We start from the raw sequence: 21,721 nt of genomic DNA, 5'->3' as shown, positions 1-21,721 counted from the left end.
CTACTCCCCTACTTCACCCATCGAATTTATCGTAATCATTGAGATGATTTCCCCATACCACGCTTTTATAAAATTGCGCTTTCGATAATGATTTTATGTTTTTAATCGGTTTTTAATGAATGGGTTTAGCCGCCTGATTAATCGAGCGAATCATGGATTGTTTCGCCGTGTTTAAATGGTTATGCAGCGCAAGCGTTGCATCTAAATCGCTACGACAAATCAATGCGCTTAAAATCGTCATATGCTCATCGATCGCAATAATATTACGCTGTTTAAGGTCGCTTTCATCCCATTGATAGTGAAAGTGGAAAATGACGGAAATGATTTCAAGCGATTGATTAAAAAACACATTATCTGCTGCTGAAAGCAAAAGAGCATGAAAATCATGGTCCAACTGAGAAAACATACGAAAGCTGCTGCCGATGCTGTCACGTAATACACGATGGCGCTCCAGTAATGTTTTGGCCTGTAACCAGCGAGGATCGTTATCTGGCAAATTAAGGAAATGTTGCAGTGAATGGGTTTCCAACATCTCCCGTAATTCAAATAACTGCTCGGCATAGGCCAGGTCAAACTGCCTCATGCTCCATTGACCCCGCTTATCGTTTTGAATCAGGTTATAACGTCCAAACTTTAGTAAGTACTCTCTTACCACGACAGGGCTGACACCAGCGGCACGAGCCAACTGTAGTTCTGAAAAGGACTCACCGACACAAAGTTGCCTCTGGTTAATCATGGAGAAAAACGCCCGTTCGAAAATACGGCTCTGCTCATCCAGCGAGGCACTGGTGCACGAGAATCCATCGTGACGATCGGGGCGACGTACCATCAGATAGTCCCTGTTAACCTGAGTCAACACCCCTCTCTCCTGAAGATGGCTGAGAATATGACGAACGGTCGTACGGCTAATGTTATACATCTCTGCCAACGCGCTTTGCGAGGGGAGCGGTGAAGGAATATGCCCACGCGTCATGTCGTCAATAACCTGATTAATCACATTGTGGCGTAAGTTTTGCGAACGGCTCATTAGCGTCTCCTGTTTTTTATCTATTAAAACCCGATTTAAAACATTTTTATGAGCAGGGTTTCACAATTTAAGTGTCCAATTTCTTCGCAATTGTTTTTTTCGTCGATATCTGGAGCAACAAAAAAACAGGAGAGAAAAACAATGTCAATAATGAATACATTGGTCTGTCAGGAACCGAAAAAATTAATCTGGAAAAAAAGAGAAATACCGACGCCCAGTGAAAATGAAGCATTGGTAAAAATAAAAACGGTCGGCATATGCGGCACGGATATTCACGCCTGGGGAGGAAACCAGCCTTTTTTCAGCTATCCACGCGTTTTAGGCCACGAAATATGTGGCGAAGTGGTTGGTTTAGGTAAAAATATAAACCACTTAAAACCGGGTCAGCAGGTTTCTATTATCCCTTACGTAGCCTGTCAAAAATGTCCGGCTTGTTTAAGTGGGCGAACAAACTGCTGCGAGAACATTTCCGTCATTGGCGTTCATCAGGATGGTGGATTCTGCGAGTATATTTCCGTCCCCGTCAGTAATTTATTAGTGGCAGAAGGTATAGACCCACAAGCGGCAGCATTGATCGAACCTTTTGCTATAAGCGCCCATGCAGTGCGTCGCGCTGATATTCAACCGGGTGAACAGATCCTTGTCGTTGGCGCGGGACCGATTGGATTGGGTGCGGCAGCGATCGCCAAAGCAGAAGGTGCCGAGGTGCTCGTCGCGGATACCAGTGCGTTTCGGCGGGAACACGTTGTGAAAAATCTCGGGTTACCCGTTATCGATCCCTCCATCAGTGATTTCGATGCACAACTCCGCGCGGCTTTTGGCGGATCATTAGCACAGAAAGTCATCGATGCCACCGGTAATCAGCATGCAATGAATAATACGGTAAATCTCATACGTCACGGCGGCAGTATCGTATTTGTTGGGTTGTTTAAAGGTGACTTGCAGTTCTCCGATCCTGAATTTCATAAGAAAGAAACCACAATGATGGGGAGTCGCAATGCCACGCCAGAAGATTTTGCCAAAGTGGGACAATTAATGTCTGAAGGTAAAATCACCGCAGGGATGATGCTAACGCATCAATATGCGTTTTCCACACTGGCAGAAATTTATGAGCAGGATGTTATTAATAACCGCGAACTGATAAAAGGCATCATTACTTTTAGCCATACCGAGTAATGCCTCCTGAGCATTAAAAGCCATTATCACCCCACCGCCCAGCGAGTGGGGTAACATCATACGGTCGCCCATTATTTTCCTCGCTGACACGTTAATTCTATTTTCTCCTTACGACTAATCCCCTTTTCAGCCTGTGATTTCCTATTACGTTTCTTTTTACACTGACGAATCTCATCAGTTCGCCCAAAAAACCAGCGGCCCATCATCTCAAATAAAAGAAAATTAAAATCAGATAAAAAACAGTAAAAGACAATCTATGCCACGAAAACAGTAATGGATAGCATACGCCGCCATTTTTCCCTTTTATTATCCTCTTGTGTGATCTTCACATTTTCGCAACAGAATAAGAAAGTAAAATAATTTCGGTAAAATATCGTAAAAACAACGGATTATGCTGTGACATTCGCTCACTCATTTCGATGGAGCAAATGTCAGTAGATGGATATCTGCCCACCAGCAAAAGGAACAGCAGGGTTGTTTACGTTTCTAGAAAGATTGAACTTCTACACTGGAAAGAGATAAAGATATGATAAAAGCAATTGGAACATTGTTCACCGTATGTACCCTGGCATTCAGTCTGTTGGCTCCGATTAATGCGCAAGCCAAACCCCTGTCAATTAAAGTCGCTTATGAAAATAATCCAGGAGAACCGCTGGATCTGGTCATGCGACACTGGGCTGATTTATTAAAAGAGCGTAGCAAAGGCGAAATCACGCTGGTGCTCTACCCGAGTTCTCAACTTGGTTCAAAACAGGACGTAACAGAACAGGCCATGATGGGAATGAACGTCATTACGTTGAGTGACGTAGCCTTTCTGGCCGATTATGAACCCGATCTGGGCATCCTGTTTGGGCCTTATCTGACCGACGATCCGCAGAAACTATTCAAAATTTATGAAAGTGACTGGTTCAAACAAAAAAATGAAGCCCTGAAGAAAAAAGGCATTCATATTGTCATGAGCAACTACCTCTATGGTACTCGGCAGATTATCGCTAAAAAACCTATCCGCACGCCTGAAGATCTGGCGGGAATGAAAATCCGCGTACCCAATAATGTTATGCAGATTAAAGCTATCCAGGCGATGGGGGCCACACCGACGCCGATGCCATTGAACGAAGTTTATCCGGCACTCACTCAAGGTATGATCGATGGCGTAGAAAACCCGATCTCCGTACTACAGGGACAAAAACTGTTTGAGCAAGCGAAATACCTGTCGATGGTGAACTACCTGACCAATACCTCTGTGTGGGTGGGCGGAGAAGCCTTCTTTGGTAACCTGCCACAAGAGCAATTGGAAATGATCCATCAAACGGGCTATGAAGCGGGTTTGTATAGCCAAAAACTGACGTTGGAACGCGACGCCGAGATGTTGAAAAACATGGAAAAAGAAGGTGTTGAGGTGATCTATCCTGACGTAGAACCTTTCCGTAAAAAGGCGCTGGAAGTCTACTCACAGTTCCCTGAGTGGTCCCCTAACCTGTACGACACCATTCAAACACAACTTCAATAAGCAACATGAGGCTCTGCCGCCACGGTGTCATTACACCGTGGACTGGCACGTCACATTAAGGAGAGGTTCATGCGCATTTTTGGCAAGCTTGCGGAGATATGCGCCGCTTTAGCTCTGCTTATCCTGGTAGTCATCACCATTGCAGGCGTATTCATGCGCTATTTTATGGGGCAGCCCATACAATGGACCGAAGAAATGTCAGGGTTCTTAATGATTTGGGTTGTGATGCTGGGCGGCGTCGTTGCCGAACGTGAAAAAGCACACCTAACCATTCCGTTCGTTGTAGATATATTGCCAGTAAAAATCAAAACACTCGTCGCCGTGCTGGTTTCCATTGCCTCAATCGGCCTGCTTCTGTACATGGCATGGCTAGGTTATCGCTTGGCTGAAATGGCGCAATTCAAGGTGACACAAATCCTGAAAATTTCCTGGTTCTGGATCGATCTTGCCGTCCCGGTTGGCGCTCTCGCCACCGCTTGTTTTGCACTGTACTGGTTAATTGACGACCTGAAAAAGAATATCTCCCCGGAGGAAAAATCATGAGTTGGTTGTTAATTATTCCTATTATGATCGCCTGTCTGTTTCTTAACATGCGCGTCTATTTAGCGATGTTCGCCGGGATTATCTCCTACTTTTTATTCTACTCATCGGTTCCGCTGGAAATCGCCATCCAGCGCCTGATTGCGCCCACCCAGAGCCCATCATTACTGGCTATTCCGTTCTTTATTCTGCTGGGAACGTTAATGAGCTACACCGGTATCGCTGAACGTATTTTGCAAATAGCCAACGTATTGGTTGGGAAAATGCGTGGCGGGCTAGGTGTTTCCAATATTCTGGTCAGTACCATGATGGGTGGAGTCAGCGCGTCCAACCTGGCAGATGCCGCCATGCTGTCACGTATGATGGTGCCGGAAATGGAACGTAAAGGCTATAACCGGGCATTTGCCGCGGCCATCACCGCAGGCGGCTCGCTAGTTACGCCGATTATTCCACCGGGTATTGCACTGATTATCTACGGGCTGATTGCCGACGTGTCTATCGGCAAGATGTTTATGGCCGGTTTAGTGCCTGGTCTGCTTTGCGCCGTCGTACTGATGTTTACCGTTTATCTGGTTGCCAGAAAAGGGGATTTTAAACCTTCTCGTGACACCTGGCCGACAGGAAAAGAGGTCGTGGTATCGTTGGGCCAAGCCTGGCCAGCGCTATTCCTGATCGTGGCCGTTGTCGGCGGTATCCGCGCCAATATCTTCACGCCGACGGAAGCCGGCGCCGCCGCGGTGTTTATCGTTCTGATCATCGGTTTCTTTATTTACCGTAAAATGAAAGTATCAGACGTCGTAAAAGCACTGGGAGAAACGGCTCGTTCAACGGCATCGGTCATGCTGGTCATTATGGCCAGTGCCGCTTTGGGCTGGATCTTCTCAATGGAGCATGCAGGCGTTGCCGTTGCCAATTTTGTTACCTCGTTGACAGAAAACAAGTACATGTTCTTGTTGATCATCAACATACTGCTGCTAACGCTGGGCATGTTTCTTGAAGGGAATGCAATCCTGCTGATTCTCGTCCCCTTGTTAAAACCTATCGTCCAGCACTTCGGTATCGATCCGGTACATTTTGGCATCATCATGATCTTTAACCTTTCCATCGGGGCATTTACCCCTCCGGTGGGCACCGTGATGCTCTTGGTATGTAATATCACGCAGGTATCGGTAAGCGAGTTTTTCAAAAAATCACTGCCGTTGCTATTCGCGTTATTATTTATGCTGATGCTGGTTACCTATATCCCGGCAATCTCGTTGTGGCTGGTGTAAGACTCTCGTTGAGGAAATAATCAAACAAAAGGATAAATCACGACGCCTGTTACCACCGTGATTTATCCTGATAGCGCCATCACCAACGTAACCAATGAATGATTGATCTATTCTGATGCTTGTGTATAAATAAAAGACAGCGAATGTTCGCTTCCATTGGAGATTGACTGGTAATGTCCACGCTTGCCCACAAACGACGAATGTCCATGCGCCCTCGACGAAGTGGCTCTCGTATTGCTCGCGCCGTATTACTGATCAGTTTTGTTATTCTTTTAGGCCGCTTTGCTTACTCCACCATTAGTGCGTTTGCCCATCACCAAGACAAACAGCAGCAATTTGAACAACCCTTTACGCCAACAACCAGTGTGCTAATCAATCAAAAAGAATAGCGCTACACGCTGTAAAAACACGAAATTTTGACACTCCGTAAAGACACCTGAATTTTGTCATGTGCCGCACCTTTCTCATGCCTATAAATCATCCGCCTTTCTTAACCCTCTGAGTTTGCGCTACGTTTATCCAGCGTCTATAACATCGTTATACCGCCGTATAACAAACGCATGAAATAATCATCAGGCCAAACATTTCAATATATAAAGTGAACCTCATCCATGTCGACCGTAAAAAAACTTAGCGCCCAACGACGTCGCATTTCCCTTCTGTTATTGGAAAATAAGGCCTTGGTTGACGACATCCTCCGTCGACCATCTCATGAGATCGAAAAAGAACACCAGACTGGCGAAGAAAATAAACGATTACTCGATCAAACGGCTGAAATCTGCCAGTTGATTACGGAGCTCCATGCTGCTGACCTGGCTGATTTATTAGAATCTCTGCCATACGAGGAGCGTTTAGCCCTATGGCGTCTCATCCCGATTGAAAAACGTGGGCACGTTTTAATTGAAGTGTCGGATAGCATTTCTGACGACTTAATCGAAGACATGCCGGATAAAGCAATTCTCAGAGCGGTTCGTCTTCTGGATGTTGATGAACAAGCACAGTTATCGCGTCGTCTACCACGAAATCTGCTTGGCAGGATACTGACCGCATTAGAAGCCAAGCAGCGAGCACAGCTCAGGGAAGCGATCCATTACGACAAGGATTGCATTGGTTATCTGATGGATTTTAAGCTCGTGACCATCCGGGCTGATGTCTCCCTCGCCGCCGTCCAGCGTTATCTGCGTTATCGAAAATTCATTCCCGACTCTACCGATAAACTGTTCGTGACCGATAGAAAAAATACGCTGATCGGCGAACTATCACTGGCCGATATTTTACTCCATTCACCAAAAACACCGGTGTCTGCGGTAATGGAAACACGTCCACTGATGTTTCAACCCGAAGAACAACTGGAAGACGCCGCCGGAGCTTTTGAACGATACAATCTGATATCCAGCGCCGTCGTCGATAGCAAAGGAAAATTGATGGGTCGCCTGACGATTGAAGACATCGTCGACAGGGTGAATAAAGAAAGTGATAGCCACCTTCGCCGCTCTGGAGGATTGACGCCTTCTGAAGATGTTTATGCCCCCGTGTACAAATCGTTCCGTAACCGCTGGGCCTGGCTGGCCGTCAATCTTTGTACCGCTCTCGTGGCCTCGCGGGTTATTGGCCTGTTTGAACACACGCTATCTCACCTCGTGGCGCTGGCGACACTCATGCCGATTGTCGCCGGTATTGGCGGAAATACCGGTAATCAGACGATCACCATGATTGTGCGAGCGCTGGCGCTACATCAGCTAGAACACGGTAAAAAGTCTTACCTGCTGCTCAAAGAATTAGGCGTTGCGTTGGTCAACGGCATGATATGGGGCACAATAATGGGCCTGGTAACCTTCCTGCTCTATGGTAGCGCCGCCATGGGCGGCGTCATGATGTTGGCAATTCTGCTAAATTTGTTGCTTGCGGCACTGATGGGCGTCGCGATCCCGCTGATCATGATGAAACTCGGCCGCGATCCGGCCGTCGGCTCCAGCGTCATGATCACCGCCATCACCGATACCGGCGGTTTCTTTATCTTTCTGGGTCTGGCAACGCTGTTCCTGCTCCCTTGATAAAAGGCTTTAAATGAACATAAATGATTATTTAAGCAACATATAAGTTGTCATTTTATACAAATAAGTTAGTGTAGTTATAGGGTGAAAACTGAGCAACGTGGCGGGATGCCAAATGAAATACTCTGAATTCAGACGCTGGCTTCTGCAACAAGGCGCAGAATTGACTAAAGCATCGGGAGGTGGGAGCCACCTTAAAGTTAAATTAAACGGAAAAGCATCCGTTCTGCCTTTTCATGGCGCAAAAGAAATACCTGAGCCTCTTCGTAAGAAAATCATGAAAGATTTGGGGCTATGATACTTAAGGCTTACCAGCCAATTTGGCTATCTCATATACCAAACTTCCGTAAATTCAGCGAATTGGTTAGAAGAACCACTAATATGATTAAGTCGATACCACTATATATCCTAAATAATTCAAGTTTCAGGAAGGCGGCAAGCGAAGGAATCCCGATGAGCTTACTTGAGTAAGTGATTCGGGTGACTGAACGTAGCCAACGCACATGAAACTTGAAGTATGACGGGTATAATTTATGTAAGTGCGATTTTCGTGACATCGGGGGGAACCCCATTTAGAGGTAAAAGTATGTTCAACTATCCCGTAAAACTGGAACTCGACGAAGCAACCGGACAATACGTGGTTTCTTGCCGCGATTTGCCATTAATGAATTCGGTTGGTGACTCCGTTGACTCAGCCCTTCTGGAATCTGTTGACGGAATTGTTACCGCCATAGCCATCGAAATTGAAGAACGCCGCCCTGTTCCTTACGCTAGCGTGCCAATAGCGGGAGAGCACGTTGTCACGATCCCAGTATTAGTGACGATGAAGGCTGCATTACATAATGCAATGATTGAAACAGGAACGCGTAAAGCTGAACTTGCCAGACGGTTAGGCCAAAAAGGCCCGCAAATTGATCGCCTTTTGGACGTTGAACATTCATCAAAAGTTGAAACGATAGAGTTAGCTCTGCGCCAGCTTAACCGTAACGTTAATGTTTCTATTTCCCCACAGGCTCGACAATAAACTGAGAAAGGTGAGGTTCCCCTCACCTTCTCAGTCAGAATTTAGTTCAAGCGACCAGCACCGCCGGATGCCTGACACAGATAGATGGACGGTTGAAGCCCGGTGCGCGCCGGATATTCACGTTCAATTACCTGTTTGACTTCATCAGTCAGTGCCGAAGGGATAAGGGCGACAATACAGCCCCCAAACCCACCGCCGGTCATGCGTACACCGCCCCGCTCACCGACATAATCCTGAATCAGCGCAACTAACGTATCGATCGGCGGCACGGTAATTTCAAAATCGTCGCGCATGGAGACATGCGATTCAGCCATCAGCGTAAACAACCGGAGGGCATCCTGACGAGCCAGCGCATCGGCCGCTTCAAGCGTGCGGCGATTCTCGGTAATCACATGTCGAGCACGGCGTACTGCCACGGGGTCCAGTCCCTTGAGTCCTGCTTCAAACTGAGACAGCGAAACATCGCGCAGCGCCTTGACGTTAAAGTGGCGCGCAGCCTCTTCACACTGCTGGCGACGCGTATTGTATTCGCTGTCAACCAAACCGCGACGCACGTTGGAATTCACGATCAAGACATCGAAACCCTCGAGCATACGGACAGAATGCCCTTCCAGCGAGCGACAGTCGATCAACATCGCCTGCCCTGCACGCCCTTGAGCGGAAATAAACTGATCCATAATGCCGCAACTACAACCCACAAAATGGTTTTCCGCCTGCTGACCGTTTAACGCCACTTCCAGTTGGCTAATATTCAGATGATTCAGTTCCTTAAACGTCTGTCCAATCACCACTTCCAGAGACGCTGATGAACTCAGCCCTGCACCAGAAGGCACGTTGCCGGAAACCACCATATCCATACCACTGAGTGGCAAACCACGCGCCAGCAAAAATTTCACCGTACCACGGATATAGTTCGCCCAGGTGTATTCAGGGTGAGGCACAATCTCTTTAGCGAGATCGAATTCATCCTGTTGGTTGTCAAAATCCACCGCGACTACCTGCACGATGTCATCTTGACGCACTGCCGCACTGACCACCGTCTGGTAATCAATCGCGCAGGGTAAGACAAAACCATCGTTATAGTCGGTATGTTCGCCAATCAGGTTGACCCGACCGGGGGCCTGAATTGCTGCATGCGGCGCGTAGCCAAACAGACGGACAAAAACAGACTCGACTGACTGACGCAGAGAATCAACACGGCTCATAAAACGCCCTCAAATTTGTTCACGAAAATGGACATCACTCACGCTACGTAAGCGTTCAGCGGCCTGTTCTGCCGTTAGATCGCGCTGCGCTTCGGCCAGCATTTCATAACCCACCATAAATTTACGTACGCTGGCGGAACGTAACAACGGGGGATAAAAGTGAGCATGCAGTTGCCAATGCGTATTGGCATCACCGTTGAACGGTGCTCCATGCCATCCCATCGAATAAGGGAACGAGCACTGGAATAAGTTATCGTAACGACTCGTCAGTTTTTTCAGGATCAAAGCCAGATCATTACGTTGAATGTCGTTCAGTTGCGGTAACTGCTGCACAATAAATTTGGGTAACAGCAATGTTTCAAACGGCCAGGAGGCCCAATAAGGAACAACCGCTAGCCAATCGTCCGTTTCAACAACAATACGTGAGCCGTCGGCCTGTTCACGTTGCACATAATCAAGCAGGAGTGGCGTACCGTGACGGGCGAAATAATCTCGTTGCTGCACATCCTCACGTTGCACTTCATTCGGCAAAAAATCATTTGCCCAGACTTGCCCGTGAGGATGCGGATTAGAGCACCCCATCATCGTGCCCTTGTTTTCAAACACCTGAACCCACGGATAGCGTTTACCCAGTTCCGCCGTTTGTTCACTCCAGGTATTAATCACGGCCTTTAGCGCTGGCAATGAGAGTTGCGGCAAGCTTTTACTGTGATCGGGAGAAAAACAGATGACGCGACTCACGCCACGCGCTCGCTGCACACGAAAAAGATCATCCTCGTTCGATGGCGTATCGGGGGTATCCTCCATCAGTGCCGAGAAATCATTGGTGAAAACAAAGGTGCCCTGATAATCCGGATTGATATCGCCCGTAATGCGTTTATTGCCTGCGCACAGGTAACAGCTAGGATCGTAAGACGGTGGCGTCGAACGCTCAGGTTCATCCTGCTGGCCTTGCCAGGGACGCTTGGCGCGATGTGGCGAAACCAGCACCCATTCGCCCTTCAGGGGATTAAATCGGCGGTGCGGATGTTCAGTTGGCTCAAACTGCATAAGCTCTTCCTCAGAATACAAATAGGCCAGGAAACCACGACGTCAGCCATTTCCCACCAGATATCTACGTTGCCGTTTTTTTTCCAAAAACGACATGCGCAACAAGGCAGCACTGCCTTTATTTTGTAACCAGTTTCACTCAACAAAAAACAGAAAAAACCAGTAAGTACGAGAGTGAAATAAAAAATAATTTATTCGATCATCGTTTAAGTGTAAACGGTTACCCTCAATGTAAACCTCAAAATAGCCTTTGGGAAGGTACAACGTCGCGAGGATTATTGACACCGATCACATAAGCAGGGTCTGAGTACCACAAAGTCAGAGAGGAATAGGTAAGATCAATAGAAATCTGTCTGTTTTAACAAAAACACGCTCTCTGTTTTTTCACCTAATTCATGCGTTAAGCGATATCATACGATAATGCTTTCACCGCTCAGGAATGCTCAATGGCAACAATAAAGGACGTCGCCCGTCTGGCCCGTGTATCAGTGGCAACGGTTTCACGAGTGATTAACGATTCGCCAAAAGCCAGCAGTGCCTCACGAGAAGCCGTTCATCAAGCGATGGCTGAATTACAGTATCACCCTAACGCCAATGCTCGAGCGCTGGCTCATCAAAGCACGGAAACGCTGGGCATTGTGGTCGCGGACGTTTCCGATCCGTTCTTCGGTACAATGGTGAAATCCGTAGAACATGTTGCGCAGGCGGCAGGAAAATTTTTGCTTATTGGAAACGGTTATCACAATGCCGAGCAGGAGAAAAAAGCGATCGAACAATTAATTCGTCATCGCTGTGCCGGACTGGTGGTGCATGCCAAAATGATTGCCGATCGGGAACTAGAGGCATTAATGAGCCATATACCCGATATGGTGCTGATCAACCGAACACTGCCAGGCTATGAAAACCGTTGCGTTGCGCTGGATGACCGTTATGGCTCATGGTTAGCAACCCGTCATTTAATTCAGGAAGGGCATCAGAAGATTGGTTTCCTGTGTTCGAATCACCAGATTTCTGACTCATCCGATCGTTTACAGGGATATAAGGATGCATTACGTGAGCACGGCATTGAACCAGATGAACGTCTGATTTCACGAGCAACCCCCGATGAACCAGGGGGAGAATCCGCCATGATGGCATTGCTGAGTCGCGGAGCAAAAATGACGGCGGTGGTGTGCTATAACGACTCGATGGCGGCGGGTGCGCTGTCCGTGCTGAGTGATAACAGCATTCATGTCCCGCAGGATATGTCTGTGGTGGGGTTCGATGATGTTCTGATTGCTCGCTACCTACGCCCCCGACTCACCACCGTACATTATCCCGTATCGGCGATGTCCATACATGCGGCAGAATTGGCTATCTCACTTTCTCAGGGAACGCCACTCAAAGAAACGACAAACCTATTCAGTCCGACGCTGGTTCGCCGCCATTCTGTCAGTGCACCACCACGCAATCAGTAGGGGCCAATATTGACGGAAACCACGTCATTTTCCAGCAGGCTTAATGAGGTGCGTAAATATATCGAATGCTTTTTCGATTCACACAGAGAAAACTCGGCTAATGACTGTCCGGGTTTTCATCATGATATACCCAAAATAATTCGAGTTGCATGAAGGCGGCAAGTGAGGGAATCCCGATGAGCTTACTCAAGTAAGTGATTCGGGTGAGTGAGCGCAGCCAACGCACAGGCAACTTGAAGTATGACGGGTATAAATTGATCGAAGGAAAAGGATTGAACCAACTACAGAGCAATCACATTAATGAGAATATTATTTGAATGCAGACAAACTTTCCTCTACATAAAGATAGGCAATCCCCATAATCTGTTGCTGACGTGTCAGTTGACCAAACGCTATTTTTGTTGCATTTTTTTTAATATTATTCGCGGGGTCGAAAGGATTCACCACCACATGGCGAATAATCATTTCCAACCATTTATCACCAAAACCACAACTGCCACCATAGAAAAGAATTTGATTAATATTCAATACATTAAGAAAGTTATATAAACTAATTCCGATGGCATTCGCCCCCTCCTCTACCAGTTTATGAATAATGGGCACACCGTCGTTCCACATGTTAATAAGCTGGGCGGTATTAAAATGTTCAATATCATACGTATGAGAAATCGGATGCTGCTTTAATCCTACCCGAGCTTGTTTTTTTATTGCACTAAGTGAGGCGATTGTTTCAAGACATCCATATCGGCCACAGCTACACGCCCTGCCATTCGGGTTGATAATCGTATGACCAATCTGACCACTTCCATGGAGGCTGCCGCGATAAATAACATTATTGATGACAAATGATGAGCCAATACCGTAATCGACATTAATTACGCAAAAATCTTTTTTTTCATGATAACCCTGCCATTTTTCTGCCAAGGCTAGCATCACACAATCATTATCCATCATGACCCGACATTTTAGCCGCTCTTCGAGCAAATATTTTACTTCAATGGGTTCTTTCCACGGAGCTTGCGGCATCGTCTGTGAAACACCGGTTTCTGGATCAACCTGACCGTGCATCGCAATAGCCAAACGTATTTTTTTATCGGGAATATTTATCTGGCACGTTATATAGGCCTGAACAATTGCCTCCAACAACGCTTGCGGTGTAGGTGCATCAATTATTTTATGTGTTAATTCACCCATTGGTGAAATTTCATGATCTACCAATTGGCTTTCAATCGTTGTTGGCGTGACATTCAGACATAATGTTATTGGATTTAATTCAGGAAGCATGTAGCTCCCACTGCCAATTCCTCTATTACTTAAATTAATGTCTGAATGACGTACATAGCCCTCACTCAGTAACTCTTCCAGGATGTTACTAACAGCAGGGATGGTCAGGTCTGTTTGTTTGGCGATCAATGATTTTGTCACTTTTTTCTCTCTCCATATCAATGACATAATCAATTCTTTGTTTAATTGTCGCATTCTGAAATTGTTAAGACCGACCTCAATCATACAGTTAACTCTCTTAAGTTTAATGCGTGATCGTAACGAATTACGCAACAAAAAATATTGTTTAGAGTTTCATTATACCGAGGATAACTTACATTTTTTAGTGGAGAATTAAAAATGTACAGTAAAGTAATCGTCCGGCAAGAAACGATTAAATTACCAACCTGGACAACAGATAAAGAAGATCCTAATCCAATGTTTCTTGAGAAACGTGTTTATCAGGGATCGTCTGGTGCTGTTTATCCCTATGGCGTTATCGATACATTGACGGGTAAATGTGAAGAAAAAGAATATAACGCTATCTGGCTTGAAAATGATTTTATCCGGGTCATGCTACTTCCTGAATTAGGCGGTCGTATTCATCGCGCTTACGACAAAGTGATGCAGCGCGATTTTGTTTATTATAATGAAGTGATAAAACCAGCGCTTGTCGGATTAGTCGGTCCCTGGATTTCCGGCGGAATTGAATTTAATTGGCCACAACATCACCGCCCAACCACATTTATGCCCGTCGACGTCAATATTCATGAAAATGAAAATGGCTCATGTACGGTTTGGCTCGGTGAGCTTGAACCTATGCGCGGTCTTCAGGTCATGACGGGCTTTACCTTATATCCAGAAAAAGCATTAATTGAAATTACAGGCAAAGTGTTTAACCCGAATGCGACACCGCGCCATTTTCTATGGTGGGCTAATCCGGCGGTAAAAGGTGGCGATGATCACCAAAGTGTCTTTCCACCGGATGTCACGGCCGTCTTCGACCATGGACGGCGTGATGTCTCCTCTTTCCCGATTGCACACGGCACTTACTACAAGATCGACTACTCTGCCGGTGTTGATATTTCCCGTTATAAAAATATTCCCGTTCCTACCTCCTACATGGCGGATAAATCAAATTACGACTTCGTCGGTGCCTGGCATCATGGCGAAAACGGCGGGCTACTGCATATCGCCGATCACCATATATCACCAGGGAAAAAACAATGGACCTGGGGATACGGCGATTTTGGCCAGGCATGGGATAGAAATCTCACGGATGAAAATGGGCCATATATTGAATTAATGACGGGCGTATTTACGGATAACCAACCTGATTTTACCTGGCTGGCCCCTTACGAAGAGAAAGTGTTTGTACAAAATTTCCTTCCTTACGGTCAATTAGGGACATTACAGAATGCCAATACTCAAGCGGCAATAAAACTGGAACGAGGCCATTCAGCTATACACATTGGCGTGTACGCCATCGAGCCATTGACCGATATTCGAGTAATATTAAAAGATGGCGAAAAAGTCATTTGGGACACCCCATTATCACTTGAGCCCGCCACCGCATGGTCACACGATGTCGTGGGTGAGCATACTCAGCGTTTGACGCTGTCTCTGTCAGACAGCGCCGGAAAAGTATTCCTCTCATACCTTGAACATATTCCAGAGGAAACACCACTGCCCTCACCTGCAACAGCGCCAGCATTGCCCGCAGAGTTGATAAGCTGTGACGAGCTCTTTTTTATTGGTCAGCACCTCGAACAATATCAAAATGCCAGTCGTTCTCCGTTTGATTATTACCAACGCGCCCTTGAGATCGATCCTTATGACTATCGTTGTAATGTGGCATTGGCCTCGCTCGAATTTAATCGAGCAAATTGGGTAGAAACAGAAAAATATGCAACCAATGCGCTTGTTCGCGCCCATAAGCTTAATAAAAATCCGAAATCCGGTGAAGGAAGCCATTTATTGGCTTCGGCATTAGAGAAACAGGGAAAACACCAAATCGCTTATGATCATTATTTCAAATCGAGCTGGAGTGGAGACTGTCGCGATTCTGCCTTCTACAATCTTGCCAGACTTGAATGTATCAACGGAAATATTGATAAAGCGCTCGATTTTTGTAAACAAAGCCTTCGCTTTAATGGCTGTAATAATCTGGCCATGGGCTTATATGGGCTGCTGTTGGGTAAAGCAGGGAAAGACGAGGCGGCAATTCGCTATATCGATGAACAACTGGCTGAATACCCGCTCAGCTATGTATTACATTATGCCCGTTACTCCGTTGCCAGAGATTCAGACTCATTAAGCAGGTTAATCACGATCGCCAATCATCGTGGGGTCAATTCCTCGATTCTTGCTGGTTGGCTTGTGAATCTGGGTATGGCTAAAGAGGCCTATGAAATATTAACGCTACTTGATAACCATGAAACGATGCCTCTGTTATGGCGGGCTGCATTAACTCAGGATCATACTGAAAAATCCGAACTGGTTGCTAAAGCTCAGCGCAATTTTGCATTAAAAGTTCGTTTCCCTAATCTTATTGAAGAAGTTGATATGCTTCGTCAGTTGGCAGATCACGGCTTTGCTCAATATCTCTTGGGATGCTTCTATTACAGTAAGAAGGTCTACGATAACGCAGTAAGTTGCTGGCAATTTGCTCTTCAACGTATGCCAGACTTCGCCCCCGTTCACCGTTTATTAGGCATCTGGGCATGGAATAAACAAGGTGATTTCAAGCTGGCAGAAAAATATCTGCAACAGGCCGTTACATTAGAGCCGAACAATGCGCGTTTGCTTTTTGAACGTGACTATTTGTACAAAATAAATGGAAAGTCGCCAGCATTCAGGCTCGATGCACTTAACGATAAAATCGCTATCGCGTTAATGCGAGACGATCTCACTGCGGAATTATTAAATTTATGGAACATACAGGAACAAACCGATATTGCCGCCAAAGTCCTTGCTGAGCGAAAATATCACCCCTGGGAAGGAGGGGAAGGAAAAGTCACAAACCAATATTTAATCAATAAACAGCGTCAAGCGATTGCGGCGATAACGTGTCGCGATTGGCATCGCGCCCGCGGTTATTTGCAAGCGGCATTAATCTACCCACTTAATTTAGGTGAAGGTCGTCTGGCCGGGCAGAGTGATAATGATATCTGGTACCTGTTGGGCTGGTGTGCCGCACAACAAGGAGACATCGACCAGTCTGACGCGGATTATCGCCACGCAACAAAAGGAGGCTCCGACCTTGATGCTGGCCGCTATTATAATGACCAGCCCGTTGACTATTTATTTTATCAAGCCATGGCTTATAAAAAACTGGGGCAACTCGATAAGGCAACCGACATGTTCAATGGATTTATTACCTGGTCTAATGAACATTACGATGAAAAAGTAAAAAGTGATTTTTTCGCCGTTTCTTTACCTGATTTGGTTGTTCTGGATAATGATGCGCAAAGCAATCATACCCAACATTGTATTTTTGTCCGCGCATTAGGCCATTTAGGCTTAGGTGAAACGATCAAGTTCAATGAATGTATTGATACATTACTTGAAATGAATCCATCACATGATAAGGCGCATTTAATTCGCTCCGCCTTTGAAGCAAACCTTTATAACTAAGATAAGAGGGAATATTCCCTCTTCTACTCTACCCTGAGTCATTCAAGTTTCAGGATAAAAATGGCAACGTGTTTTTGAACAGCGATTACGCGTCCCCTACAGGGTGTAGGCTCATGGATGAGCCGAGTAACAAACGCTGCCAATGCATAGGAAATTTGAAGTATGACGGGTATATCAAACCGTATAAACATCAGAGGAATGGATATGAAAAAAGATCCACATCAATTGCATATGGGCTATGTCTGGATGATATGCCTTGTTGCAGCATGCGGGGGATTGCTCTTTGGCTTTGACTGGGTTGTCGTAGGCGGAGCAAAACCATTTTATGAAGCCTATTTTAATATCACCGATCCCGCAACCTCGGGCTGGGCAATGAGTTCAGCCTTAGTCGGTTGTATTTTCGGTGCAGTCATTGCCGGATGGTTAGCAGATAAATTCGGACGAAAATTGCCGCTTATTTTATCTGCATTTTTATTTACAGCATCTGCATTAGGTATTGCGCTATCGGCAAATTTCGATGTCTTTATTATTTTCCGTATTATTGGCGGGCTTGGGATCGGTATCGCATCTGCTATTAGCCCGCTTTATATTGCAGAAGTCAGTCCATCGGAAAGAAGAGGTAAATTTGTTGCCGTTAATCAATTAACGATTGTGATTGGCGTTCTGGCGGCACAAATTATTAATCTTCTTATTGCCCGCCCAGTTGAATCCGGGGCGACGATGCTTGATATTCAGCAAAGCTGGAATGGGCAACTAGGATGGCGGTGGATGTTTGGGGCTGGCGTGGTTCCCGCTATCGTATTTTTACTACTCATGTTTATTGTTCCGGAATCACCACGCTGGCTTGTTCGCGCAGGTAAAGAACATCGGGCCAAAGCGATGTTGTCCAGAATCGGCGATAGCCACTATGCCGACGAAACATTTAATGAAATCAAGGCATCGGTTGGTTCTGACGCCAATGCTAAAAAAGTTAAACTCGATGCGCTTTTTGAAAAAAATGTCAGGCCCATCATTATCATCGGGATGGTCATCGCTATTTTTCAACAATGGTGTGGCATTAACGTTATTTTTAATTATGCGCAAGAAATCTTTGCCTCAGCCGGTTTTGATATCAACAGTACGCTTAAATCAATTGTGGCTACGGGCCTCATCAACCTTATTTTTACGGTTATTGCCTTACCGCTAGTGGACAAAATTGGTCGAAGAAAATTAATGCTAATCGGTGCTGGAGGGCTAACCCTGATTTATGGCTTCATTGCTACCGCCTATGCCACAGGCGTGTTGGGATGGCCGGTTTTATTATTAGTGTTAGCGGCTATCGCGGTTTATGCGCTGACACTCGCCCCCGTCACATGGGTTCTGCTCTCTGAAATTTTCCCATCCAGAGTTCGCGGCCTGGCGATGTCAGCAGGAACACTGGCATTATGGGTAGCGTGTTTTGTACTGACCTACACATTCCCATTGCTCAATGCAGGCCTCGGTGCAGCAGGTAGCTTCTTGTTATATGGGGTTATCTGTGCATTAGGTTTCGTCTTCATTTTCCACAAGATACCGGAAACGAAGGGAGTCTCACTGGAAGCACTGGAGCAAAAAATGCTCAGCGCCGATCCGGTAAACGCGAAACAACAGACGACAAAACAAACATACTAATATGGATATCTATACGCTGGAAAACCCGTGCTTAAGGGCACGGGTCACATCGCAAGGCGCATGTACGCTCAGCCTCGAAACCGTGCCAAATTCTGCGGCTATCTTAAGGCCATGGGACGGCAGCAAAAGCTGGCACCCGGCGGACTCCGCGATGTTCCCCATGCTCCCTTTCGCCAATCGCATCGCCGGTAATCGTTTTGTCGTAGGGGACCGTGAATATCATCTGCCTAAAAATGAGTACAACGATCCATTCTATCTCCATGGCAATGGGTGGCTAGCTCATTGGGATGTCTCTTATCACGATGAAACAACTCTCGTATTTTGTCTGAAATCAGCCACATTAGCGGGTTACGAATTCACGGCTGAGCTGAAATATTCATTGCACAATGATGAGTTTCATACCGAAGCAACACTCATCCATACCGGAGCCCATCCGATGCCCTATGGCATCGGTTTTCACCCTTATTTTTTACTGTCACCGGAGGACCGTGTTCAGTTTTCATCCACTGGATTTTGGACTGAGGATGAACACCACCTACCGGTTGAGTGGTATACACATGACCATAAGGCGGGTTTAGATTTTTCTACACCTTTGAGCCCGTCAGGACGCTGGATTAACAATGGTTATTCCGGTTGGAACGGCGTGGCTAACATCGTGAATGACCAGCATCATATCGCGATGAGATGCGATACACCGTGGCTAATGGTCTTTCAGACCCATGATGGCGGATTTATCTGCCTTGAACCGCAGACTCATCAGGTCAATGCCCACCACGCGCCGGGCAGACCGGGACTCAGAATGCTCAATAAAGGCGATTCACTGCATTTAAAGATGGTTATCAGTGTTTCTGCTCATCGCACGTAGCTTTGAATAAGGATAATAGAAGGACTCACTCGCTAATAGCCGATGAGAAAATAGCTATTGCCGCATTTTTGTCTGGCGACATCACAATTCAAAGATATCGTTATCGAATATCGTGTCATCGTATCCGTACCCGCTAGACTCAATAGCGTTTTCATTCAGAAATGACGCAAGCCAATCACACAATCGGTTTGCCATTCCAACAAGGTGACAGCGATGGGAAGAATCCATAACTTCAAAAAATTGTTTGCATCCATGCTTGGCAAGAAGCAAATCGCAGATATTGAGATGACTTCGCCGCTGGATAAAGAAAATTTGCAGCAGTTAGTGAGCGCCTTTGGGGGTAAAGAGAACATTATCAGTCTGGATGCCTGCATTACCCGACTACGTGTCGAAGTGGACAATCTACGACTAGTCAACAGCGATCATCTACAAAAGCTTGGCGCTCGGGGCGTGATTATTGTCGGTCACCAGGTGCAGGCCATCTTTGGCAGGCAGTCCGATAATCTGCGACAAGAATTGGCAGACTGGTTCGACGCGGACGATACCCCAGACCATTAACGCCACAATACCTCTCAAAACATCCAGTGTACGAAGGCCACCGCGCTTCGGCGCTGGATGTTTATCGCCACAATCAACCTGACCAGGATTAAATAACGGGGTAGGCCATTCAGTTTAGGCGCTTTCTCAAGATATAATTATGGTTTTGCGTTCTTTATCTCATTTTAGTGTATGCGTTACATAGAATGATGTGAAAAAACCTATCAGACCTCACATTTGGAGCACTCATGTCGCTATCCCATATTGCGCAATTTATTTTGGCGTTAGTTGTCGTTGCCGTTCTGGCGCTGCTGATTTGCCGGGATCGTAAAAGCATCCGTATCCGCTTTATTATTCAACTGTTAGTGATTGAGATCCTGCTAGCCTACTTCTTCCTCTATTCTGATGTCGGATTAGGCGCAGTCAAATGGGTGGCGGCCCTCTTCGATAAATTACTCGGGTTCGCGGGTCAGGGAACCGATTTCGTCTTCGGTGATATGGTCAACAGTGAAAAAAACCTAATCTCCTTCTTCTTCAAGGTGCTCTGCCCTATCGTTTTTATTTCTGCGCTGATCGGGATCCTGCAATACATCAAAGTATTACCTATCGTCATTCGGGTCATTGGCACCGTGCTGTCGAAAGTCAACGGTATGGGAAAACTCGAATCATTTAACGCAGTGAGTTCATTGATCCTGGGTCAGTCTGAAAACTTCATTGCCTACAAAGACATTCTGGGCAAGATGTCCGAAAAACGCATGTACACCATGGCCGCAACCGCGATGTCAACGGTATCCATGTCCATCGTCGGCGCTTACATGTCGATGCTTGACGCTAAATTCGTGGTCGCCGCGCTGATTCTGAACATGTTCAGCACCTTTATTGTGCTGTCACTCATCAACCCTTACAAAGTCAGTGATGAACCAGAGCTCCAGCTAGGTAACCTGCATGAGAATCAAAGCTTTTTCGAAATGCTGGGCGAATACATCCTTGCCGGTTTCAAAGTCGCCGTCATCGTTGCCGCCATGCTGATCGGTTTTATTGCCTTAATTGCCGCCATTAACGCCATCTTCAGCGCGATTTTCGGCGTCAGTTTCCAGGATATTCTCGGTTACGTTTTCTACCCGTTTGCCTGGATTATGGGTATTCCGTCTCATGAAGCCCTGCAAGTTGGCAGCATTATGGCAACCAAACTGGTATCCAATGAGTTCGTCGCCATGCTGGAACTGCAAAAAGTGGCCGATACGCTTTCTCCGCGCAGCGTCGGCATCCTGTCCGTGTTTCTGGTGTCCTTCGCGAACTTTTCGTCAATCGGTATCATTGCCGGTGCGATTAAAGGCCTGAATGAACAACAGGGCAATGTGGTCTCACGCTTTGGTCTGAAACTGGTATATGGATCAACGCTGGTGAGTATTCTTTCCGCTTCCATCGCAGGGTTGGTGCTATAACCTTTTTATCG

Annotated in this window: 18 protein-coding genes; 14 read left to right on the top strand and 4 right to left on the bottom strand. The window is 46.3% G+C overall.

Features of this window, described 5'->3' with window-relative positions; translation table 11 throughout:
• Window positions 1–112: 112 nt before the first annotated feature.
• Entirely contained in the window at window positions 113–1,027 is a 915-nt protein-coding gene (locus tag ACKPVM_RS02885; RefSeq protein ID WP_409306748.1) for a GntR family transcriptional regulator, read from the bottom strand.
• 141 nt (window positions 1,028–1,168) lie between these two features.
• Here ACKPVM_RS02885 and ACKPVM_RS02880 point away from each other — a divergent pair, with 141 nt between their 5' ends.
• The 8 genes from ACKPVM_RS02880 to ACKPVM_RS02845 all read left to right on the top strand — a co-directional run bounded on the left by ACKPVM_RS02880 (window position 1,169) and on the right by ACKPVM_RS02845 (window position 8,602).
• Complete coding sequence (locus ACKPVM_RS02880) at window positions 1,169–2,203, top strand: zinc-binding alcohol dehydrogenase family protein (RefSeq protein ID WP_409306746.1); 1,035 nt, start codon at window positions 1,169–1,171, stop codon at window positions 2,201–2,203.
• 526 nt (window positions 2,204–2,729) lie between these two features.
• A complete protein-coding gene (locus ACKPVM_RS02875) occupies window positions 2,730–3,713 on the top strand; it encodes a C4-dicarboxylate TRAP transporter substrate-binding protein (RefSeq protein ID WP_409306744.1) in 984 nt (327 codons plus the stop codon).
• Window positions 3,714–3,782: 69 nt separating this feature from the next.
• Window positions 3,783–4,256: a TRAP transporter small permease gene (locus ACKPVM_RS02870; protein ID WP_409306743.1), complete on the top strand. Its 474-nt coding sequence runs from the start codon at window positions 3,783–3,785 to the stop codon at window positions 4,254–4,256.
• Window positions 4,253–5,524: a TRAP transporter large permease gene (locus ACKPVM_RS02865; RefSeq protein WP_409306741.1), complete on the top strand. Its 1,272-nt coding sequence runs from the start codon at window positions 4,253–4,255 to the stop codon at window positions 5,522–5,524. The genes ACKPVM_RS02870 and ACKPVM_RS02865 overlap by 4 nt, the downstream gene beginning before the upstream one ends.
• Window positions 5,525–5,730: 206 nt before the next feature.
• The gene (locus tag ACKPVM_RS02860; protein ID WP_409306739.1) at window positions 5,731–5,913 is read left to right on the top strand and encodes a YfgG family protein; all 183 of its coding nucleotides are present in this window, start codon (window positions 5,731–5,733) and stop codon (window positions 5,911–5,913) included.
• A 222-nt stretch (window positions 5,914–6,135) separates the two neighbouring features.
• Window positions 6,136–7,578, top strand: coding sequence for a magnesium transporter (gene mgtE / locus ACKPVM_RS02855; RefSeq protein WP_409306737.1), 1,443 nt, complete (start codon window positions 6,136–6,138; stop codon window positions 7,576–7,578).
• Between the two features lie 115 nt (window positions 7,579–7,693).
• A complete protein-coding gene (locus tag ACKPVM_RS02850; protein ID WP_039515475.1) occupies window positions 7,694–7,876 on the top strand; it encodes a type II toxin-antitoxin system HicA family toxin in 183 nt (60 codons plus the stop codon).
• A gap of 288 nt (window positions 7,877–8,164) precedes the next feature.
• Window positions 8,165–8,602 carry a type II toxin-antitoxin system HicB family antitoxin gene (locus tag ACKPVM_RS02845; RefSeq protein ID WP_409306734.1) on the top strand — a complete coding sequence of 146 codons (438 nt, stop codon included), beginning with the start codon at window positions 8,165–8,167 and terminating at the stop codon, window positions 8,600–8,602.
• Window positions 8,603–8,643: 41 nt separating this feature from the next.
• Here ACKPVM_RS02845 and galK read toward each other — a convergent pair whose 3' ends face one another.
• Entirely contained in the window at window positions 8,644–9,807 is a 1,164-nt protein-coding gene (galK, locus tag ACKPVM_RS02840) for a galactokinase (protein ID WP_409306732.1), read from the bottom strand.
• A gap of 9 nt (window positions 9,808–9,816) precedes the next feature.
• Entirely contained in the window at window positions 9,817–10,857 is a 1,041-nt protein-coding gene (gene galT / locus ACKPVM_RS02835; RefSeq protein ID WP_409306730.1) for a galactose-1-phosphate uridylyltransferase, read from the bottom strand.
• A gap of 446 nt (window positions 10,858–11,303) precedes the next feature.
• On the opposite strand from galT, the gene galR reads away from it, so the two are divergent.
• The gene (gene galR, locus ACKPVM_RS02830; RefSeq protein ID WP_409306728.1) at window positions 11,304–12,314 is read left to right on the top strand and encodes an HTH-type transcriptional regulator GalR; all 1,011 of its coding nucleotides are present in this window, start codon (window positions 11,304–11,306) and stop codon (window positions 12,312–12,314) included.
• A 309-nt stretch (window positions 12,315–12,623) separates the two neighbouring features.
• Here galR and ACKPVM_RS02825 read toward each other — a convergent pair whose 3' ends face one another.
• Window positions 12,624–13,823 (bottom strand): ROK family protein, encoded by a 1,200-nt coding sequence (locus ACKPVM_RS02825; protein WP_409306726.1) that lies wholly within the window; start codon window positions 13,821–13,823, stop codon window positions 12,624–12,626.
• A gap of 114 nt (window positions 13,824–13,937) precedes the next feature.
• On the opposite strand from ACKPVM_RS02825, the gene ACKPVM_RS02820 reads away from it, so the two are divergent.
• The 5 genes from ACKPVM_RS02820 (at window position 13,938) to ACKPVM_RS02800 (ending at window position 21,710) form a co-directional block, all read left to right on the top strand.
• Window positions 13,938–17,213: a DUF5107 domain-containing protein gene (locus ACKPVM_RS02820; protein ID WP_409306724.1), complete on the top strand. Its 3,276-nt coding sequence runs from the start codon at window positions 13,938–13,940 to the stop codon at window positions 17,211–17,213.
• A 204-nt stretch (window positions 17,214–17,417) separates the two neighbouring features.
• Window positions 17,418–18,863: a sugar porter family MFS transporter gene (locus ACKPVM_RS02815; RefSeq protein ID WP_409306723.1), complete on the top strand. Its 1,446-nt coding sequence runs from the start codon at window positions 17,418–17,420 to the stop codon at window positions 18,861–18,863.
• A 1-nt stretch (window position 18,864) separates the two neighbouring features.
• On the top strand, window positions 18,865–19,728 hold the full coding sequence (locus ACKPVM_RS02810; protein WP_409306721.1) for an aldose 1-epimerase: 864 nt from the start codon (window positions 18,865–18,867) through the stop codon (window positions 19,726–19,728).
• A 213-nt stretch (window positions 19,729–19,941) separates the two neighbouring features.
• Window positions 19,942–20,286 (top strand): glucose PTS transporter subunit EIIB, encoded by a 345-nt coding sequence (locus ACKPVM_RS02805; RefSeq protein WP_409306719.1) that lies wholly within the window; start codon window positions 19,942–19,944, stop codon window positions 20,284–20,286.
• A 227-nt stretch (window positions 20,287–20,513) separates the two neighbouring features.
• Window positions 20,514–21,710, top strand: a complete 1,197-nt coding sequence (locus tag ACKPVM_RS02800; RefSeq protein WP_409306717.1) for a NupC/NupG family nucleoside CNT transporter — start codon at window positions 20,514–20,516, stop codon at window positions 21,708–21,710.
• Window positions 21,711–21,721: the final 11 nt, after the last annotated feature.

This window comes from Pectobacterium hainanensis (assembly GCF_046237015.1).
Classification (GTDB): Bacteria; Pseudomonadota; Gammaproteobacteria; order Enterobacterales; family Enterobacteriaceae; genus JBJYIN01.
Note: the sequence above shows the minus strand (reverse complement) of the source record. Positions and strands in the feature narration are given on the sequence as shown.

Bases quoted from the DNA above. Each gene is read 5' to 3' on its own strand.
- ACKPVM_RS02885 (WP_409306748.1), bottom strand. From the start codon at position 1,027: ATGAGCCGTTCGCAAAACTTACGCCACAATGTGATTAATCAGGTTATT.
- ACKPVM_RS02870 (WP_409306743.1), top strand. From the start codon at position 3,783: ATGCGCATTTTTGGCAAGCTTGCGGAGATATGCGCCGCTTTAGCTCTG.
- ACKPVM_RS02845 (WP_409306734.1), top strand. From the start codon at position 8,165: ATGTTCAACTATCCCGTAAAACTGGAACTCGACGAAGCAACCGGACAA.
- ACKPVM_RS02815 (WP_409306723.1), top strand. From the start codon at position 17,418: ATGAAAAAAGATCCACATCAATTGCATATGGGCTATGTCTGGATGATA.
- galR (WP_409306728.1), top strand. From the start codon at position 11,304: ATGGCAACAATAAAGGACGTCGCCCGTCTGGCCCGTGTATCAGTGGCA.
- mgtE (WP_409306737.1), top strand. From the start codon at position 6,136: ATGTCGACCGTAAAAAAACTTAGCGCCCAACGACGTCGCATTTCCCTT.
- ACKPVM_RS02805 (WP_409306719.1), top strand. From the start codon at position 19,942: ATGGGAAGAATCCATAACTTCAAAAAATTGTTTGCATCCATGCTTGGC.
- ACKPVM_RS02850 (WP_039515475.1), top strand. From the start codon at position 7,694: ATGAAATACTCTGAATTCAGACGCTGGCTTCTGCAACAAGGCGCAGAA.
- ACKPVM_RS02820 (WP_409306724.1), top strand. From the start codon at position 13,938: ATGTACAGTAAAGTAATCGTCCGGCAAGAAACGATTAAATTACCAACC.
- galT (WP_409306730.1), bottom strand. From the start codon at position 10,857: ATGCAGTTTGAGCCAACTGAACATCCGCACCGCCGATTTAATCCCCTG.
- ACKPVM_RS02875 (WP_409306744.1), top strand. From the start codon at position 2,730: ATGATAAAAGCAATTGGAACATTGTTCACCGTATGTACCCTGGCATTC.
- ACKPVM_RS02880 (WP_409306746.1), top strand. From the start codon at position 1,169: ATGTCAATAATGAATACATTGGTCTGTCAGGAACCGAAAAAATTAATC.
- ACKPVM_RS02810 (WP_409306721.1), top strand. From the start codon at position 18,865: ATGGATATCTATACGCTGGAAAACCCGTGCTTAAGGGCACGGGTCACA.
- ACKPVM_RS02800 (WP_409306717.1), top strand. From the start codon at position 20,514: ATGTCGCTATCCCATATTGCGCAATTTATTTTGGCGTTAGTTGTCGTT.
- ACKPVM_RS02825 (WP_409306726.1), bottom strand. From the start codon at position 13,823: ATGATTGAGGTCGGTCTTAACAATTTCAGAATGCGACAATTAAACAAA.
- ACKPVM_RS02865 (WP_409306741.1), top strand. From the start codon at position 4,253: ATGAGTTGGTTGTTAATTATTCCTATTATGATCGCCTGTCTGTTTCTT.
- ACKPVM_RS02860 (WP_409306739.1), top strand. From the start codon at position 5,731: ATGCGCCCTCGACGAAGTGGCTCTCGTATTGCTCGCGCCGTATTACTG.
- galK (WP_409306732.1), bottom strand. From the start codon at position 9,807: ATGAGCCGTGTTGATTCTCTGCGTCAGTCAGTCGAGTCTGTTTTTGTC.